Source organism: Ferrimonas futtsuensis DSM 18154 (assembly GCF_000422645.1).
In the GTDB taxonomy this organism is placed as follows: domain Bacteria; phylum Pseudomonadota; class Gammaproteobacteria; order Enterobacterales; family Shewanellaceae; genus Ferrimonas; species Ferrimonas futtsuensis.
In genome coordinates this window covers 336,063-354,717 of sequence record NZ_AUGL01000001.1, presented here as the reverse complement: position 1 = coordinate 354,717, position 18,655 = coordinate 336,063, and the positions used below count along the sequence as shown (strand labels likewise).

The 18,655-nt window shown below is 59.7% G+C and carries 16 protein-coding genes; 14 read left to right on the top strand and 2 right to left on the bottom strand.

The window, feature by feature from the left end:
• The first annotated feature begins 7 nt into the window (after positions 1-7).
• Positions 8-2,017, top strand: coding sequence for a sensor histidine kinase (locus G505_RS0101695; protein ID WP_084643729.1), 2,010 nt, complete (start codon positions 8-10; stop codon positions 2,015-2,017).
• Between the two features lie 43 nt (positions 2,018-2,060).
• Here the strand turns inward: G505_RS0101695 and G505_RS0101690 are convergent, their stop codons facing one another.
• Positions 2,061-2,966, bottom strand: coding sequence for a helix-turn-helix transcriptional regulator (locus tag G505_RS0101690; protein ID WP_028108007.1), 906 nt, complete (start codon positions 2,964-2,966; stop codon positions 2,061-2,063).
• Positions 2,963-3,778, bottom strand: a complete 816-nt coding sequence (locus G505_RS0101685; protein ID WP_035384950.1) for a formate dehydrogenase accessory sulfurtransferase FdhD — start codon at positions 3,776-3,778, stop codon at positions 2,963-2,965. Before G505_RS0101685 ends, G505_RS0101690 begins: the two co-directional genes overlap by 4 nt.
• A 277-nt stretch (positions 3,779-4,055) precedes the next feature.
• Here G505_RS0101685 and G505_RS0101680 point away from each other — a divergent pair, with 277 nt between their 5' ends.
• From G505_RS0101680 to G505_RS0101610, 13 genes are all read left to right on the top strand, one after another.
• Entirely contained in the window at positions 4,056-4,523 is a 468-nt protein-coding gene (locus G505_RS0101680) for a DUF3305 domain-containing protein (protein ID WP_028108005.1), read from the top strand.
• Complete coding sequence (locus tag G505_RS20245; RefSeq protein WP_084643717.1) at positions 4,510-5,109, top strand: DUF3306 domain-containing protein; 600 nt, start codon at positions 4,510-4,512, stop codon at positions 5,107-5,109. Before G505_RS0101680 ends, G505_RS20245 begins: the two co-directional genes overlap by 14 nt.
• Before the next feature lie 118 nt (positions 5,110-5,227).
• Positions 5,228-6,913: a 4Fe-4S binding protein gene (locus G505_RS0101670; RefSeq protein WP_425402163.1), complete on the top strand. Its 1,686-nt coding sequence runs from the start codon at positions 5,228-5,230 to the stop codon at positions 6,911-6,913.
• Positions 6,914-6,925: 12 nt separating this feature from the next.
• A complete protein-coding gene (locus G505_RS0101665; protein ID WP_028108003.1) occupies positions 6,926-7,555 on the top strand; it encodes a TorD/DmsD family molecular chaperone in 630 nt (209 codons plus the stop codon).
• Between the two features lie 169 nt (positions 7,556-7,724).
• Entirely contained in the window at positions 7,725-7,919 is a 195-nt protein-coding gene (locus G505_RS0101660; protein ID WP_028108002.1) for a hypothetical protein, read from the top strand.
• A 13-nt stretch (positions 7,920-7,932) separates the two neighbouring features.
• Positions 7,933-10,794 carry a formate dehydrogenase subunit alpha gene (locus G505_RS0101655; protein WP_028108001.1) on the top strand — a complete coding sequence of 954 codons (2,862 nt, stop codon included), beginning with the start codon at positions 7,933-7,935 and terminating at the stop codon, positions 10,792-10,794.
• Positions 10,795-10,803: 9 nt separating this feature from the next.
• The gene (gene fdh3B / locus G505_RS0101650) at positions 10,804-11,382 is read left to right on the top strand and encodes a formate dehydrogenase FDH3 subunit beta (RefSeq protein WP_028108000.1); all 579 of its coding nucleotides are present in this window, start codon (positions 10,804-10,806) and stop codon (positions 11,380-11,382) included.
• A 124-nt stretch (positions 11,383-11,506) separates the two neighbouring features.
• Entirely contained in the window at positions 11,507-12,439 is a 933-nt protein-coding gene (locus tag G505_RS20240) for a formate dehydrogenase subunit gamma (protein ID WP_051215801.1), read from the top strand.
• A 626-nt stretch (positions 12,440-13,065) separates the two neighbouring features.
• Positions 13,066-13,263 (top strand): twin-arginine translocation signal domain-containing protein, encoded by a 198-nt coding sequence (locus tag G505_RS0101630; RefSeq protein WP_028107998.1) that lies wholly within the window; start codon positions 13,066-13,068, stop codon positions 13,261-13,263.
• A 12-nt stretch (positions 13,264-13,275) separates the two neighbouring features.
• A complete protein-coding gene (locus G505_RS0101625) occupies positions 13,276-16,146 on the top strand; it encodes a formate dehydrogenase subunit alpha (protein ID WP_028107997.1) in 2,871 nt (956 codons plus the stop codon).
• Between the two features lie 23 nt (positions 16,147-16,169).
• Positions 16,170-16,763, top strand: a complete 594-nt coding sequence (gene fdh3B / locus G505_RS0101620; RefSeq protein ID WP_028107996.1) for a formate dehydrogenase FDH3 subunit beta — start codon at positions 16,170-16,172, stop codon at positions 16,761-16,763.
• 67 nt (positions 16,764-16,830) lie between these two features.
• Positions 16,831-17,820, top strand: coding sequence for a formate dehydrogenase subunit gamma (locus G505_RS0101615; RefSeq protein WP_028107995.1), 990 nt, complete (start codon positions 16,831-16,833; stop codon positions 17,818-17,820).
• 169 nt (positions 17,821-17,989) lie between these two features.
• Entirely contained in the window at positions 17,990-18,550 is a 561-nt protein-coding gene (locus tag G505_RS0101610) for an ABC transporter ATP-binding protein (protein ID WP_028107994.1), read from the top strand.
• Positions 18,551-18,655 lie beyond the last annotated feature (105 nt).

Genomic DNA, 18,655 nt, shown 5'->3' with positions numbered 1-18,655 from the left:
GGTGCTGATGTTGCTGCCTGTGTTGCTGACCCTGGCCAGTCTGGTGTTTATCACCATCTACTGGAACGTCTCCTACACCGGCAGCCAGCTGTTTATGAAGGTGCGCGCCGACCTTGGCGTGGCCCAGGGGGTGATCCTCGAGCAGCTTAATGACCAGGAGCAGGTGATCTCCCAGGTTCAGAGTGCCTGGCAGCTGAAGAGTCTGCTGACCGCCCAGGACTCCCACAATGTGGCCATCAACCGGTTGCTGGAGAAGAGCCGGGAGGATCTCGGTCTGGATTTCCTGCGGTTGCTCACCCTGGAGCAGGTGCTGCTGGAGCCCAGGCTGGCCAAGCTGATGCCTGCCGATGGCGAACGGGCCCGCTCTGGCATCCAGGTCCTGCAAAAGCCTGAGCTGGCCTCCCTGGGACCGGTATTGGCCCGCCGTGCCGAGATGCCCATTTTGTCCACCCCCATGTCCGCCTCCAGCACCGGTGGCATGGAGAGCCGAGGCATGGTGATGCGCACCCTGCTCAAGGTAAAGGCCACCAGCGGTGAAGTGGTGGGTTATCTGGATGGCGGGGTGCTGCTCAACCGCAATCAGACTCTGGTGGATAACATCCGCGACCTGCTTTATGCCCCGGGTACCCTGCCTCAGGATGCCATCGGCACGGTGACCCTGTTTCTGGACAGCGTGCGCATCAGCACCAATGTACCCGGTGCCCGCGACGGCGAACGCCGGGCCATCGGTTCCCTGGTGTCGGATCAGGTGCGGATGAAGGTGCTGGATAAGGGCCAGGTGTGGATTGACCGGGCTTTCGTGTACGACGACTGGTACATCTCGGCCTATGCGCCGCTGTATGACGTGGACGGCAAGCGCATCGGCATGCTCTACACCGGGTTCACCGAAGCGCCTTTTATCCACAACTATCTGCTGAACATCCTCGAACTGGGTTTCATCCTGATGGTGGTGCTGTCCCTCTCCGGCCTGGCGGTGTACAAGGGTGCCACCGGTCTGCTGAAACCCCTGGATCGTATCCATACCGTGGTTCGGGCGATGCAGGAGGGCAAGGAGCGGCGCATCGGCAACCTGGGGTTGGATCCGGACAATGAGCTGTCCCAGCTGGCGCGACAATTTGACCTTATGCTGGATCTGCTGCAGCAGCGCAACCGTCAGATCAAGGCGGCGGCGGAACAGCTGGAGTTCAAGGTGGAGGAGCGCACCCGCAGTCTCAAGCAACGTACCCGTGAATTAAAGGAGAACCTGCAGCTGCTGGAGGAGACCCGGGCACAGATGGTCACCAACGAAAAACTGGTGGCCCTGGGTGAGCTCACCGCCGGCATTGCCCATGAGATCAATAACCCCACCGCGGTGATTCTGGGCAACATGGAGCTGATGAAGTTTGAGCTGGGAGATCGGGCCGAGGATGTGGAGGAGGAGATTGAGCTGGTGCTGCAGCAGGTGCAGCGCATCAAGGCGATCATCCAGTCCCTGCTGCAGTACGCCCGACCTGGCGACTTCGATGCTCCGCTGGAACGCCAGCCGATCAACCCCATTGTCGAAGAGATGCGGGTGTTGGTGCGCCACTCTATCGAGAAGCGGGCCATCGATGTGGCGCTCGACCCCCAGGCGAGCGCTGAAGTGGTGGTCAACCGTCAGCAGCTGCTGCAGGTACTGATCAACCTGGTGATCAACGCCAGTCATGCCATGGAGGAGCGTGGTCAGATTCGGGTGAGCACCCGCGACTGGCTGGATGAACAGGGCCAGGTGAAAGGGGTGCAGATGGCGGTGTCCGACGACGGGTGCGGCATCGATCCCGAGCTGTTGCCCAGAATCTTCGATCCCTTCTTCACTACCCGCAAGACCGGCACCGGCCTGGGGTTGGCCCTTTCCTACGGCATCATTCGCCGCTTCGGGGGGCAGATTGAGGTGGACTCCACCAAGGGGGTTGGGACCACCTTTACCATCAACCTTCCCAAGGAGGCCCCTTCGGAGGAAGAGGAGACCCAGTCCATCAGTCTCCGAGGACTGCAATGAAAAAGGGCGCCCACAGGGCGCCCTTTTTCATCGAGGGGCAGCCTCAGCTCGGGCTCCAGATAATCCGGCCACAGCCGGAGAGGTCGTAGCCGCCAAGGCGCTGGGCGAAGGCCAGGGTATCCGGGGTCTGCATCAGCTCAAACAGCTGTTGCAGCAGGTAACGGAAGTAGACGCCCTGGGGCATCACCAGGTCGAAAGACTCCTTGCCCAGGGGCACAAACGCCAGACCAAACTCGCCGGCGATCCCCTGGCACCCCATGCCAAACTCCGCCTCGTTGCGGGCGATCATGCCCGCCAGCTCCCGTTCACTGTAGGCGGTGCTGACCACGTTGATGTCTGTGGTGGTGCGGTGCATCTTGGTGAGCCAGTTGTCGAAGTGGTGACGGGCGCCGGCGCCCTCCTGGCGGGTCACCCAGCGGTAGCGCAGGGCCAGGGTTTCGCCCAGGTCATGGCACAGGTGCTGGTGGTCACTGCGCATCATCAGGCCGTAATCGCGGCTGCAGGCGTGGACCATCACCCACTGTTTAAACTGAGGATGGCGTTTGAGCAGGGCGGTGTGGCGAAGATCCCGCTCCGCTTCATCCCCCCAGTGCATGGCGCACACATCCGCATGACCCCTGGCCAACTGGTTCAGGCCCAGCTTGGAGCCGGTGGAGCAGTAGTTCACCAGGCCGGCGGATTCGATGCGGCGCCCCAGCCGGTTGATCACCCACTGCAGTAGGGGGTCGTCGCTGCCGGTGATGATCAGCCGGTCGGAGAGCATGCCAAAGTGGCAGGACTCCATCACCCAGCGATCGATCATCGGCTTGGGGAACAACCATTTCCCAGTCACCTTGGTGCCAGGCAACTGCTGCTCGTTGGCCATGGCGTATACCTTTTTCTCGTTCAGGTCGAGATACTCGGCAACCTCCTTGGCGTTCATAAACAGGTTTTCGCGTTCCGTCGTCATGCAGGGACCTCATCGAATTCTATGGTTTCAGCGCCGTTGTAGACCAGGAAGTGGCGTCCCTTTGCCCGGGAGACCAGAGTGATGCCCAGTTTTTGGGCCAGTTCAAGCCCCATCTCGGTAATGCCGGAACGGGAGACCAGCACCGGAATGCCCATCTTGGCCACCTTGATCACCATCTCCGAAGTGAGACGGCCCGTGGTGTAGAAGATCAGATTATCGCCGGACTGGCGCTTCAGAAACAGCTCACCCGCCAGGGTATCCACTGCGTTGTGACGGCCGATGTCCTCCACGAAGGAGAGGATCTCGGTCTGTTGGCAGACGCCGCAGCCGTGTACCGCCCCGGCGTTTTTGTAGGTTTCGTTGTATTCGCCGAGATTTTTAAGCAAGCCGTAGATGGTGGACTGCTTCAGGCTGGGCACCGGCAGGCGAATGTTGTCCACATCGGCCATGAAGCTGCCAAACACCGAACCCTGGCCACACCCGGAGGTGACGGTCTTCTCGCTCAGTTTCTCCTGCAGTCCTTCGATGGACTCGCCGGTGATCACCGCGGCGGAGTTGACGGACCAGTCGACGATCACCGACTCCACTTTCTCTACGTCGCTGATGAAGCCCTGGTTCTTCAGGTAACCCAGCGCCAGCTTCTCCGGGCGGGCTCCCAGGGTCATCAGGGTCACTATGGGCTGCCAATTGAGGTAGAGGGTCAGGGGGCGCTCACAGGCGATCTGTTTTTCCAGGCGCTGGCCGGTGGCATCGATGGCCACCACCGTCTTGGTCAGTGGGGCATCGGTGTCGGTTCGACTGAATTGGGGCATAGAGGTTCTTCTGTTCAAGGGGATCTACAAACTCTAGTGATTTGTTAGCAAAAACTGTTCCAGCATTTAGGGGCCTGTGGCGGCCAACTCTGTGAATGGCGTCACCCCATTTTGACCAGTTTGACCCAACACCCTGACCCGGTTGGGACAAAATGTCCTTACTGTGCGTGAGGATGTGATCATTCTCACGTATTCTCCCCCATTTTGCGTTGGAACGGTTTTTGCAGCTTGTGGACCACACATAAGTGCGGAACAGCCATCACAGGGCGAGGAACCGATGCAACGAACCGAAAACGTCTGGCCGCTTCAGGTCAAGCTGAAATCCGAACAGGTCACCATGGGCCGCTGGAGCGAGACTCGCTGGTCGGTGGAAGCACTGCTTCCCGGCGATGCCGAGCAGGTAGAGGGCGCCACCCTGGTGGGACTGGAGCTGCACTTGGATGAGCGCGCCAACTACCGCCTCAACCTGGACCTGGATAACCCTCTGCTGTTTGTGGTGTGCGACGAAGATGAGTCGGGAATGCCCATCCCCATGCTGGTGACCGCCAACCAGAACATCGCCGCTGGCTGCCTGGAAAGCGATCAGCCGGTCTTTACCTATCCGCTGCCCAAGGCAGTGGGCTGCTGGATTGAAGCCTTCATTACCCGCCACGGTGAGCAGCAGATTTGCGCCCATCGCCGCAAGCACATCGATGTGCGTGGAGAGATGAAAGAGCGTCGGGAGAAACGCCATGACCGACCCTAAGCCCGGTTTGCTTTCCCGTTGGCAGCAGCGGCTGACCAAGGTCAAGGAGGAGCAGGAGGAGGAGCGCCTGGCTCAGGAGCAGGCAGCCGAAGAACAGGCTGCCAAAGAGCAGGCATTGGCCGCACAGGAGGCGGAAGAGGCGGTCGATGAGGAGGCTGTGTCTGAGGAGGCGCGTGCCAGCTCCGAGGAGGAGACTGAGGCCCTGCCGGACCCGGACGCCATCGAGGAGGGAGGCAGCTTCGCCGCGTTTCTCAAGGAGGGGGTTGATCCCACCAAGAAGCGTGATGCCCTGCGAGCCCTGTGGAGCCAGCCTCAATACAACATCACCGACGGCATGGCGGAGTACGCCCTGGACTACAGCGATCAACCCAAGCTCAGTGCTCAGGTGGCCAAAGAGGTGGCCACTCAGGTGTTCCGCCATCTGGATAAGGCCCTGGAGGAGGAGCGTCGCCGTGAAGCCCTGGCGAAGGCCGAGCAGGAATCCGGCGAAGGCGGAGATAACCAGCCAGAATTACCCGGTGCCGCCGGTGAGCCGGGACATCTTGACCCAGAGGCAGAACAGGATGACCCATCTCGGCAGAGCTGACCGGGTTTGAAGTCAGCCTCTTAGGTGAGTTGTTGGTACAGCCTTTGCTGATCAACTGATTAAAAAAGAATCCACAGTCACGACCGCCCGGCACAGACACAGGGTGGCGATGGCAACAATGAAACAGGAACGCACAGTGAGCAATACCCAATACGCCGAACAGGCGCTGGCTCAGGTCCAGATGCTGGAAAACCTGATCCCGCAGACGGTTACCTACACCACCGCTGGCCACCTTTTGATTCTCGGGCCGGAGGATGCCATTCGTCTGGCCGCCGCCGATCTCGATGGCATGGCCTCAGTGACTTTGGTGGCCACCGACCCCATCACCAGCCAGGATGAAACACACCTGACCAGGGTAATGGAGGCCGTGGAGCGCACCGAAAACCTGCCCAGTTACTACAGCAAGCAGGTTCGCCTGAAAGGTTTCCTGGGTCAGTACCAGGCCTTCATCAAGGAGAGCGACAAGGAGTTGGAGCTGGCGCCCGCAGCGGTACGCCGTCCCCACTACGACCTGGTATTGGATCTGGGGCAGAGCCCCAGCCTGACTCTGGAGCTGTTGCCTCCGGGCTATTTCCACGTGGGTGAGGACGCCAACAAGCTGGCGTCTGCCCTGGCTCAGTTGCCTGAGTTGGTGGGAGAGTTTTCCAAGCCGCGCTATGTGAAGATCAATTCAGACATCTGTGCTCACCACGGCAGTGGCATCAATGGCTGTACCCGCTGCCTGAACTTCTGCCCTGCCGATGCCATCGCCAGTGTCGACAACCAGATCGTGGTGGACCATAACCTGTGTCACGGCGCAGGCAGCTGTGCCAATGCCTGCCCCACCGGCGCCATCAGCTATGACCAGCCGGCGCCGGCCACCCTGCAGGATTACCTGAAGCGACTGATCACCCGTTACATCGAGCTGGCGGACAGCCGTCCTGTGGTGCTGCTCCACGATGCCAGTGCCGGTGAAGAGGCGCTGAAGCAGATGCAGGCACTGCCCGGAGAGGTGCTGCCTGTTGCCCTGGAGGAGATTGCCGTTGCCGCCACCGACAGCTGGTTCTCCGCCCTGGCCTGGGGGGCCCGTCAGGTGGTGGTGCTGACCACCGACGTGACGCCGCCCACCCTGATGGCGCTGATGACCCGGGAGCAGGCGCTTGCTGCCCAGCTACTGGAGGCCATCGGCCTGCCCGGACGCATCGAGCTGATGGGTGTGGAGCAGTTGCCACAACTGGTTGCAAAGGTGGCTGAATCTGCTCAGTGGCCCGAGCTGGCCATCGCCGCCTACCCTGCCAGCCTGGCCAAACGGGACGCCTTCTACAATGGCCTGGATCACCTTAATGGCTGCGCCGCAGACAACAAGGAGGTCCTGACTATTCCACACCTGTCCTACGGCAAGGTGGTGGTGGATACCGACAAGTGTACCCTGTGTCAGAGCTGCTCCGCCCTGTGTCCGCCCCGTGCCCTGACCGACGGCGGTGACATGCCGGCGCTCAATTTTATCGAGCAGTCCTGTGTCCAGTGCGGCCTGTGTGAACAGGCTTGCCCCGAGAAGGCCATTACCCTCGTCAGCCAGGTGACTCTGGACCGGGAAGTGCGTCAGCAACCCCGGGTACTGCACGAAGAGCCCCCATTCGAATGCATTCGCTGTGGCAAGGCGTTTGCCACCGCCGCAGTGATCAACAAAATCACTGCTCAGATGCAGAACCACAGCGCCTTTGCCGGCGACGCCATCAAGCGTATTCAGATGTGTGAAGACTGCAGAGTCAAAGACATGTTTGAAGACATCCTGAACGATCCTGAGAAGCAACTGCGCGTTTAAACAGAGGTAATCATGACAGAACAACAGCAAAATCGAGTGGTGCCTGAGTTGCAACAGTTCCGCGCCGACATCTACCAGTTGCTGGCGGCCCTGCTGCGCAGCGCCCCCTCTCAGGACCTGATGGATTTCCTCAGTCAGCTGGAGGTGAGCAGCGACGAAGATGGTGAGATGGTGCGTGCCTGGAGTGGCCTGAAACTGGCGGCGCAGACCTACAGCGTCGACAGCGTCACCCAGGAGTACACCGATCTGTTTATCGGCCTGGGCCATGGTGAGGTGATCCCCTACGCCAGCTGGTACATGACCGGTACCCTGATGGACACCCAACTGGTGCAGCTGCGTCAGGACCTGGCCCGCCTCGGCTTTGCCCGCGAGGAGCAGGTGAAGGAGCCGGAGGATCACATCGCCGCCATTTGCGAAGTGATGGCTGTGCTGCTGCTGGAGACCCCCCAGCATGTGCAGCTGAGCTTCTGGAACAAACATCTGAAGCCCTGGGCAGATCGCCTCTGGGGCGATCTGGCCAACGCCAAGGCAGCCGCCTTCTATGCGGCGGTGGCCCACCTGGCGGAGCAGTTCTTTACCCAGGAAGCGGATGAGTTTGCCGCCCTGACCCTGGATACCCCGGTTCAGGAGGGCAGTATCTAACCGAAACGGTGGGAGAGGCCAGATAGGGGGCTTACCTTTGTTGGTGTAAAAACAGGCACCAAAGGTGAACACCCCCTACACTTCTAGCCACTCCCTGAAGTCCGGAGTACCCGGCGGTGGGGCAGCCTGATGTCGCCCCACCTTAATCCATTAACACCTTGGAGGTGTTATGAAAGACAGGCAAACCCAGCAACAGCGGCGCGCCCTGCTTAAGGCCTTTGGCCTGGGAGCAGGCACCCTGGCTCTGGCCAGCGGCAGCGCCAAGGCGGCACTGACGCCGTCTCCCACCCAAGAGGCGCAATCCGACACCCGGTTCCGGCTGACGGCTCATGTTCAAACCTACTACCAGACCCTAAAGGACTGAGGGAGGCTCGAGTATGAAATTGATGCGCAAACTTCACGTCAATACACCCGCTCGCGAGTCGGTCTCGCTGGGCTTGAATCGACGTCAGTTCCTTAAGCAGGCAGGCATTGCCTCCGGTGGCATCGCCGCGGCGTCCATGCTGGGTTCCGGCATGATTCGTAAAGCTCAGGCGTCCGGCGCGGCCAAGGGGCCGGTGGAAACCAAGCGAACCATCTGCACCCACTGCTCTGTGGGCTGCGGCATCTATGCCGAGGTCAGCAGCGGTGTCTGGACAGGTCATGAACCCGCCTTCGACCACCCCATCAACCGGGGAGCCCACTGCGCCAAAGGCGCGTCGGTGGTTCACCACACTCACAGTGAAAAGCGGGTGAAATACCCCATGAAACTGGAGGGGGGAAAATGGAAGAAACTCACCTGGGAGGAAGCGATCAATCAGGTGGGGGATCTGATGCTGAAGATCCGTCAGGAGTCCGGCCCCGATGCCCTGTTCTTTATGGGCAGCGCCAAGTTCTCCAATGAGCAGTGTTATCTCTACCGCAAGTTCGCCGCCATGTGGGGCACCAACAACATCGACCACTCGGCGCGGATCTGTCACTCCACCACGGTAGCCGGTGTGGCCAACACCTGGGGCTACGGGGCGATGACCAACTCTTACAACGACATGCACCACTGTAAGAGCATGCTGTTTATCGGTTCCAACCCCGCCGAAGCGCACCCGGTTTCCCTGCAGCACATTCTGGTGGGCAAGGAGCGCGGTGCCAAGATGATTGTGGTCGATCCCAGGTTCACCCGTACCGCGGCCCACGCCGATGAGTACGTGCACATCCGCCCGGGTACCGACATCCCCTTCATCTACGGCCTGCTGTGGCACATCTTCGAAAATGGCTGGGAGGACCAGGACTTCATCGATCGCCGGGTCTGGGCCATGGATGAGATCAAGGCCGAGGTGAAGAACTATCCACCGGACGAGGTGGAGGACATCACCGGGGTGACCGGTGAACAGATGAAGCGGGTGGCCAAGACCCTGGCCGAACACCGTCCCGGCACCATAGTCTGGTGCATGGGGGGGACTCAGCACACCGTAGGTAACGCCAACACCCGTGCCTACTGCATCCTGCAGCTGGCCCTGGGTAACATGGGGACCTCCGGCGGCGGTGCCAACATCTTCCGTGGCCATGACAACGTACAGGGTGCCACCGACCTGGGGTTGCTGTTTGACAACCTTCCCGGCTACTACGGCCTCTCCGAAGGGGCCTGGAAGCATTGGTCCAGGGTATGGGAGCTGGATTACGATTGGGTGAAAAGCCGCTTTGACCAGGGTGAATACCTGGGTAAGAAGCCGATGACCACCCCGGGCATCCCCTGTTCCCGTTGGCACGATGGTGTGATGGAGGACCCGGCCAAGCTGGGCCAGAAAGACAACATCCGCATGGCCTTCTACTGGGGACAGTCGGTGAATACCGAGACCCGTGGGCGGGAGGTGCGCAAAGCCCTCGACAAGATGGATGCGGTGGTGGTGGTGGATCCCTATCCCACCATGGCAGCGGTGATGCACACCCGCAAGGATAACGTGTTCCTGTTGCCCGCCTGCACCCAGTTTGAGACCTATGGTTCGGTCACCGCCTCCAATCGTTCCATTCAGTGGCGTGACAAGGTGGTGGATCCGGTGTTCGAGTCCAAGCCCGATCAGGAGATCATGTATCTGCTGGCCAAGAAGCTGGGCTTTGGTGACCAGTTCTGTAAGAACATCAAGCTCAATAACAACGAGCCTTTGGTGGAGGACGTGACCCGGGAGTGGAACCGGGGCATGTGGACCATCGGTATGACAGGTCAGTCCCCAGAACGGCTGAAGATGCACCAGATGAACTGGGGCACCTTCGAGTTCGAGGATCTGGCGGCCCGTGGTGGCCCTGCCAAGGGTGAAACCTATGGTCTCCCCTGGCCCTGTTGGGGCACCCCGCAACTGGGACACCCAGGTACCCATATCCTCTATGACACCTCCAAGCACATTATGGAGGGGGGCGGTAACTTCCGTGCCCGTTTCGGCGTGGAGTATGAGGGCCAGAATCTGCTGGCAGACGACCCGGGTTCCAAGGGTAATGAGCTGGGCGGTGGCCATCCCGAGTTCAACGACCAGATGCTCAAACAGCTGGGCTGGTGGAGCGAACTGACCACCGAAGAACAACAAGCGGCCGAAGGACGCAACTGGAAGACCGACCTTTCCGGCGGCATCCAGCGAGTGGCCATGGCCCATGGTTGTATCCCCTATGGCAACGCCCGCGCCCGATGCAAGGTGTGGACCTTCCCGGACCCCGTGCCTATCCACCGAGAGCCCCTGTATACCCCGAGACGGGATCTGGCGCTGAAGTACCCCAACCTGGATGACCGTCAGGTGCACCGCCTGCCGACCCTGTACAAGTCGATCCAGGAGAAGGTGATTCGCGAGAATCTGGATAAGAAGTTCCCGTTGATCGTGACCACCGGACGACTGGTTGAGTACGAGGGTGGTGGTGAGGAGACCCGCTCCAACCCCTGGCTGGCGGAACTGCAGCAGACCATGTTCGTCGAGATGAATCCGGCGGATGCGGCGGACCGCGGCATCAGGGAGGGGGATGCGGTGACCCTGCACAGTCCGGAAGGCCCGGTGCTTGAGATCAACGCCATGATCACTGAACGGGTGATACCGGGTGAGTGCTTCATGCCCTATCACTTCGCCGGCATCTTCGAAGGCGAAAGTCTGGTTCCAAGATACCCTGAGGGCACGGTGCCCTATGTCCAGGGTGAGTCTGCCAACACCGCCATGACCTATGGTTATGACCCGGTGACCCAGATGCAGGAAACCAAGGTGTCCATCTGCCAGATCAACAGGGCATAAGGAGGCTCCATGGCAACGATGAAATTCCTCTGCGACACCAAGCGCTGCATCGAGTGTAACGGTTGCGTGGTCGCCTGTAAGAGTAAGAACGACTCCGCCCTGGAGTGGGGCATTCAGCGCCGCCGGGTAGTGACCATCAACGACGGTCAGGTGGGTAAGGAGGCCTCCATCTCGGTGGCCTGCATGCATTGTTCAGATGCCCCTTGCATGGCGGTGTGTCCGGCGGACTGCTTCGAGCGCACCGCCGACGGCATTGTCCGTCACTCCAAGGATAAGTGCATTGGTTGCGGATACTGCTTCTACGCCTGCCCCTTCGGCGCGCCGCAGTTCCCGAAACAGTCGGTGTTCGGATCCAAGGGCAAGATGGACAAGTGCACCTATTGCGCCGGTGGTCCCGACGCCGAGCCCGGCTCGGCCAAGGAACTGGAGCTCTACGGTGTTAACCGCATCGCCGAGGGCAAGCTGCCCTTCTGCGCCGAGGTGTGCTCCACCAAGTCGCTGCTGGCCGGTGATGCCGAGACCATCTCCGAAATCTTCCGCCAGAGGGTGGCGGTTCGAGGAGCATCGGAAGCGGGCTGGGACAGCTAAGGAGGTCGCAATGCGAAGCAATAATCTGTTGCGCCTGTTGTGCTGGCCTCTGCTTGCCCTGGTATTGAGTGCGGGGGTTTACGCCTCCACGCCCGATGCCGAGGAGCAGGCGGGCAGGGCGCTGATGGCGGCTCAGGCGGCGGAGTTACAGGCCGCGGAAGCTCAGGCGACCAACGAACCGGATCCCCTGTGGACCCAGGTCCGTGCCGGTGAGTCCGGGCGTACTACCGCCCAGGGACCTTTCGCCGGGCAACTGATCAACGCCTATGACCCGGCGCTGGTGTCCACCCGCAGTGATACCACGGCGCCGGCACTGGCGGCGGCACTGTTCGGGGTGTTTGTGATCTTTGCCCTGTTCGTGCTGGTGAATGGTCCTTCGCGGCTCAGTGCTGGATTCTCCAATGTCATGGTGAAGCGTTGGCCCAAGACCGACGTCTTTATCCACTGGCTGATGGCGATCCCCTGCCTGCTGCTGATCATCACCGGGTTGATGCTGCTGGCGGGCCGCTATGTGTTCGGTGCCTGGCTCGGGCAGGATGCGGTGGCCGCTATGGCCGCCATGGCCAAGCCGATCCACGACTACATGGCGATCCCCTTCGCCATCGGGGCCATACTGGCGATGTTGCGCTGGATGAAGCACAACATTCCCGCTGGCTATGACCTGAAGTGGTTCACCACAGTGGGCGGTTACCTCAACTTCGGGCCCTTCAAGGATGCCCACCCGGATGCGGGGTTCTCCAATGCCGGCGAGAAGCTGTGGTTCTGGTGTTTCACCATCTTCGGGCTGGTCATCATCGGTTCCGGAGTGGTGATGCTGTTCCCGGACCTGGTTGAGCCAACCCGCAGTGGCAGCCTGTTGGCGATCACTCTCCACGGCCTGAGTGCCATCATCCTGACCGGCTTTACCGTGGTGCACATCTTCATGGCTACGGTGATGTCGGAAGGGGGGATGGAGTGTATGGTCTCCGGTTACTGCGATGAGAACTGGGCCAAACAGCACCACAATGTCTGGTACGACGAAATCAAAGCGGAGGGCTCCATCGAGTACCGTTCTTGATGATAGTTGCTGTGAGCGCGGTGCTGAGCAGCACCAGCAACGTGTTCCGGTACGACGAAATCAAAGCGGAGGGCTCCATCGAGTACCGTTCCTGATTTCCTGTGTGCTAAAACACTGATTTAAAGGCCCCAAGAGGGGTCTTTTCCTTTTGCTGCTTGCATAGGGGAGGGAAAGGTCGTCCAACCTTCCGAATTCTGTTGCGGTTACCTCAGCTCAGGGGAAACTGCTGTACAAAAAGTGAGCAAACAGTCCGATCCAGACCACTTTTTTTACCCCTTTTTGGGGATTATTCTTCACTTGCTGGCGGAAAAAGCCTGACTCAAAGCCCGCTGGCATAACCATGGCTATCGCGGGGATATCCCCCACTTGTCCCACTCTGACCCAGTGATCACAATTTGATAACATTCGCGGTCAATATGTCCCAATGCCTATGATTTCTCTTGGAAAATTAGAGAGAAGCAAAGTTGATTTGAATCACGTTTTCCCTCTTGGGTGCTGGCATAATCGGCGGTGCTAATGTGAGCAAACTCAAAAAATGGGTTGGAGCGTGATGGCGCAGTGACTGGTTCTCGCGAACCGAGGAGCCTGATCTCATTCAGCCCCGTCTACCTAGAAAGAGGTAACAAATGACCAACAAACCCCAGCAGGCGCGCCGAGCGTTTCTGAAGAACCTGGGAATGGGCACCGTCGCTGCAGGCGCAGCGGTTGCGGTAACCAGCACCCAGGCGGTCGCTGCCACCGAAGAGAAGCGTGCGGAGTCCGACAAGGGCTACCGTGAAACCGACCATGTCCGCAGCTACTACGCCAGCCTGCGCGGCCAATAAGTGAGGTTTTCGATGAAACTGGAACGTCAATCCAAGGTTGTGGCGGCCGACAAGAAGGTCGGACTGGGCCTTAACCGTCGTCAATTCCTGAAGAATGCCGGTGTGACCACCGGAGGCATTGCCGCTGCGTCCATGCTGGGTGCCGGCATGATCCGTAAGGCTGAAGCGTCTCAAAGCGTGGATCCCAGCGCGCCGATTGAAGTGAAGCGTACCATCTGCTCCCACTGCTCGGTGGGTTGTGGTATCTACGCCGAAGTGCAGAACGGTGTATGGACCGGTCAGGAGCCAGCCTTCGACCACCCCATCAACCGCGGCGGCCACTGCGCCAAGGGTGCCTCCATCCGTCACCACGGCCACAGCGAGAAGCGGGTCAAGTACCCCATGAAGCTGGAAGGCGGTAAGTGGAAGAAACTGTCCTGGGATCAGGCGATCAACGAGATCGGCGACCTGATGCTGAAGATTCGTGAAGAGTCTGGCCCAGACGCCCTGTTCTTCATGGGCTCCGCTAAGTTCTCCAACGAACAATGTTACATGTACCGTAAGTTTGCGGCCATGTGGGGCACCAACAACATCGACCACTCTGCCCGTATCTGTCACTCCACTACGGTAGCCGGTGTAGCCAACACCTGGGGTTACGGTGCGATGACCAACTCTTACAACGATATGCACAACTGTAAGAGCATGATCTTCATCGGTTCCAACCCTGCCGAAGCGCACCCCGTCGCGATGCAGCACATCCTGACCGGTAAAGAGCGCGGCGCCAAGATGATCGTTGTCGACCCAAGATTCACCCGTACTGCGGCCCACGCCGACGAGTACGTGCACATCCGTCCTGGTACCGACATCCCCTTCATCTACGGCCTGCTGTGGCACATCTTCGAGAACGGTTGGGAAGATCCTGATTTCATCCGTCGCCGCGTATACGGCATGGAGATGATCCGTGACGAGGTGAAGAACTACCACCCTGCCGAAGTCGAGAACATCACCGGCGTAACCGGTGAGCAGATGAAGCGCGTAGCCAAGACTCTGGCTGAGCACCGTCCCGGCACCATCGTATGGTGTATGGGTGGTACCCAGCACACCGTAGGTAACGCTAACACCCGTGCTTACTGCATCCTGCAGCTGGCCCTGGGTAACATGGGTACCTCCGGCGGCGGCGCCAACATCTTCCGTGGTCACGACAACGTACAGGGCGCCACCGATATCGGCCTGCTGTTCGACACCCTGCCTGGCTACTACGGTCTGAAGACCGGCTCCTGGAAGCACTGGGCCAACGTTTGGGATCTGGACTACGACTGGGTGAAAGGCCAGTTCGACCAGGGTGAGTACCTGGGCAAGGTGCCCATGAACACCCCGGGCATCCCATGTTCACGCTGGCACGACGGCGTTCTGGAAGATGCCAAGAAGCTGGGTCAGAAAGACAACGTACGCATGGCCTTCTTCTGGGGTCAGTCGGTGAACACCGAGACCCGTGGTCGCGAAGTTCGTGAAGCCCTGAACAAGATGGACGCCGTTGTGGTTGTGGATCCCTATCCAACCATGGCCGGTGTGATGCACCAGCGTAAAGACGGTGTCTACCTGCTGCCTGCGGCGACTCAGTTCGAGACCTATGGTTCCGTAACTGCCTCCAACCGCTCCATCCAGTGGCGTACCCAGGTGGTTGAGCCTGCGTTCGAGTCCAAGCCTGACCACGAGATCATGTACCTGCTGGCCAAGAAGCTGGGCTTCGCGGAGCAGTACACCAAGCGCATCTCCGTTCAGAACGACCAGCCTAACGTGGAAGACATCACCCGCGAGTGGAACCGCGGCATGTGGACCATCGGCATGACCGGTCAGTCTCCTGAGCGTCTGAAGACCCACCAGGAAAACTGGGGCACCTTCTCTTGGGAAGACCTGGCTGCACCAGGTGGCCCAGCTAAGGGCGAAACCTACGGTCTGCCTTGGCCTTGCTGGGGTACTGCCGAAGTTAAGCACCCAGGCACCCACATCCTGTATGACACCTCCAAGCACATCATGAAGGGTGGCGGTAACTTCCGTGCGCGCTTCGGTGTTGAGCACAACGGTGTCAACATCCTGGCTGAAGACCCAGGCTCCAAGGGTAACGAGCTGGGTGACGGTCACCCAGAGTTCACCGCCGACATGCTCAAGCAGCTGGGTTGGTGGGATGAGCTGACCGCCGAAGAGAAGAAGCACGCCGACGGCAAGAACTGGAAGACCGACATCTCCGGTGGTATCCAGCGTGTTGCCATGAAGCACGGCTGTATCCCTTACGGTAACGCCAAGGCCCGTGTACGTGTGTGGACCTTCCCCGATGAGATTCCGGTACACCGCGAGCCTCTGTACACCCCGCGTCGTGACCTGATCGCCAAGTACCCCACGTACGACGATCGCCAGGTTCACCGTCTGCCGACCCTGTACAAGTCCATTCAGCAGAAGGTCATCAAAGAGGACCTGGATAAGAAGTTCCCGCTGGTGGTCACCACAGGTCGTTTGGTTGAGTACGAGGGTGGTGGTGAAGAGACCCGTTCCAACCCATGGCTGGCCGAGCTGCAGCAGGAGATGTTCGTTGAGATCAACCCTGCCGACGCTGCTGACCGCGGTATCCGTGATGGCGATAAGATCAAGCTCAAGTCTCCTGAAGGTGCAGTGCTGACCATGCAGGCGATGGTCACCGAGCGTGTGATCGAGGGTGAGTGCTTCATGCCTTACCACTTCGCCGGTGTCTTCGAAGGCGAAGAGCTGCAGTATCCGGAGAGCGGTGGCGTGAGCACCAAGCCCTATGTGGTAGGTGAGTCTGCCAACACCGCCATGACCTACGGTTATGACCCGGTGACTCAGATGCAGGAAACCAAAGTGTCCCTGTGTCAGATCGTTAAAGCTTAAGGCCGTTAGAGGAGATTAGCTCAATGGCAACCATGAAATTCATGTGTGACACCAAGCGCTGCATCGAATGTAACGGCTGCGTCACCGCTTGTAAGAACGAGAACGACAGTGCCCTGGAATGGGGCATCTCCCGCCGCCGCGTAGTGACCATCAACGATGGTCAGGTTGGCAAGGAGGCGTCCCTGTCCGTAGCCTGCATGCACTGTGCCGACGCGCCCTGTATGGCCGTTTGCCCTGTGAATGTGTTCTCCAAGACCGACGACGGCATCGTGCTGCACGACAAGGAGCGCTGCATCGGTTGTGGCTACTGCTTGTACGCCTGCCCATTCGGCGCCCCTCAGTTCCCGAAGCAGTCTACCTTCGGTTCCAAGGGCAAGATGGACAAGTGCACCTTCTGTGCCGGTGGCCCCGATGTCGAAGCGGGCAGTGCCAAGGAGCGCGAGCTCTACGGTGCCAACCGTCTGGCAGAGGGCAAACTGCCCATGTGCGCCGAGCTGTGCTCCACCAAAGCACTGCTGGCGGGTGATGCGGACACTGTGTCCTCCATCTTCCGTGAGCGTGTGGTGAGCCGCGGTGGCAACCAGGCCTTCGTGTTTAACACCAAGACGGGTGCCTAACTAGCATCGGCCCAAGGGGCGCTGGACGGGACGCCGCCAGTCGCCCCTTTTCTCCATGGAGAAACTTATGTCTAAAACTCTGTTACGACCTCTGCTGATGCTGGTGGCCCTGATGCTGCCGCTGATGGGGTTTGCGGCCGATGATCCCGGTACCGTAGCCCAACAGGCGGGCAACCAGACTGAGGTGGTATGGCAGGCGCTGCAACAGGGTCAGGAGGGGTACACCACCTCCCAGAGCCCGTTCCACGCCAAGCCCATCAACACTTATGACGAGCGCATCATCCCGGTGCGTGAGCAGTATCTGGCGCCCGGCATGATGCTGGCTCTGTTCGGCATGATCGGCGTGTTTGTGCTGTTCGTGCTGGTTAACGGCATCTCCAAGTTGCACGACGGTTACTCAGGCAAGATGGTGTTCCGCTGGTCCAAGGCGGACGTGGCCATTCACTGGCTGGGGGCCATCCCCTGTCTGCTGCTGATCATCACCGGTCTGCTGCTGATGGCCGGTCGTCACTTCTTTGAGCCAACCCTGGGTCAGGGCACCTTCGCCGCCATCATGGCAGCGGCCAAGCCTATTCACGACTACATGGCGATTCCGTTCATGTTGGGTTGGTTGCTGATGACCATCAAATGGGCCAAGAATCAGATCCCGGCCAAGTACGATCTGGATTGGTTCATGGTGGTGGGTGGCTACATCAACTTTGGCCCCTTCAAGGGCAAGCACCCGGACGCTGGCTTTGCCAACGCCGGTGAGAAGATGTGGTTCTGGACCTTCGTGCTGTTCGGTGCGGTGATTGTCGCTTCCGGCGCCATCTTGCTGTTCCCGAATGTCTTCGAGCCCAGCCGCACCCTGAGCCTGCTGGCGATCATCGCCCACGGCGCGTCGGCGATCATCATCTGTGCCTTCTCCATCGTGCACATCTTTATGGCCACCGTGATGTCCGAAGGTGGCATGGAGTGCATGAAGTCCGGTTACTGTGATGAGAACTGGGCCAAGCAGCACCACAATGTGTGGTACGACGAGATCAAAGCCGACGGCAGCCTGAAGTACAAGGCCTAATCGGTTTATACCGCTTTCCTCGGAAGGGAAAACCAAGCCCCGCACAGCCTAGGCTGGCGGGGCTTTCTTTATGGGTTTTTCAGTCAGAACTGGTTACATCTTCTCGCAGAAATCTCTATGGATTGAATGGTAATCTGCAATTATCTCAACTGGTTGATATAAGGATGCCATGCTGGAGTGTCATGCCCTCAGCAAGGGGTTTGGTGGTCGCCCGGTGCTGGACAACTTCAGTGCCCGGTTCGACAGCCGCCGTACCCTGCTCAGCGGCCCCAATGGCCGAGGTAAGACCCTGCTACTGAAGATCATCGCCGGTGCGGTGACACCCGACAGTGGCAAAGTGGTGTTTGTCCCAGGGGCAGGCAGAGAAGTGGCATTGGCATCAGACGGCCTGGCGCCACCCGGGCTGCTGACCCTGGCAGAGGTACTGGCGTTTGAGGCCAGGCACAACCCGGTAGATTCGGAGCTCCAACAGAGCCTGATCGCCGAACTGGGGCTGGAGCCTCATCTGCATAAGACCTACGCCAGCCTCTCCACCGGTACCGAGAAGAAGGCCTCTCTGCTTCGGGCATTGACCATGCAATCCCGCTGGCTGTTGTTGGATGAACCTTTTAACGGCCTGGATGCGGCCGCTCTTCCCGTGGTGGAGCGGGTGATACTGGCTGATCCCAGGCCGATGATCCTGGTGGACCATCAGCGGCGTCTGGCGGTGGATACCGAGGTGTGTCTTTAGGGGGTGTTGGTCTATGGCGATTGGGATTTGGCTGAGAGTGACGGCCACCAATCAAGGCGTTCGATCACAGGCATAGTGGTTCTACGTCAAGATCGAACAACGCAG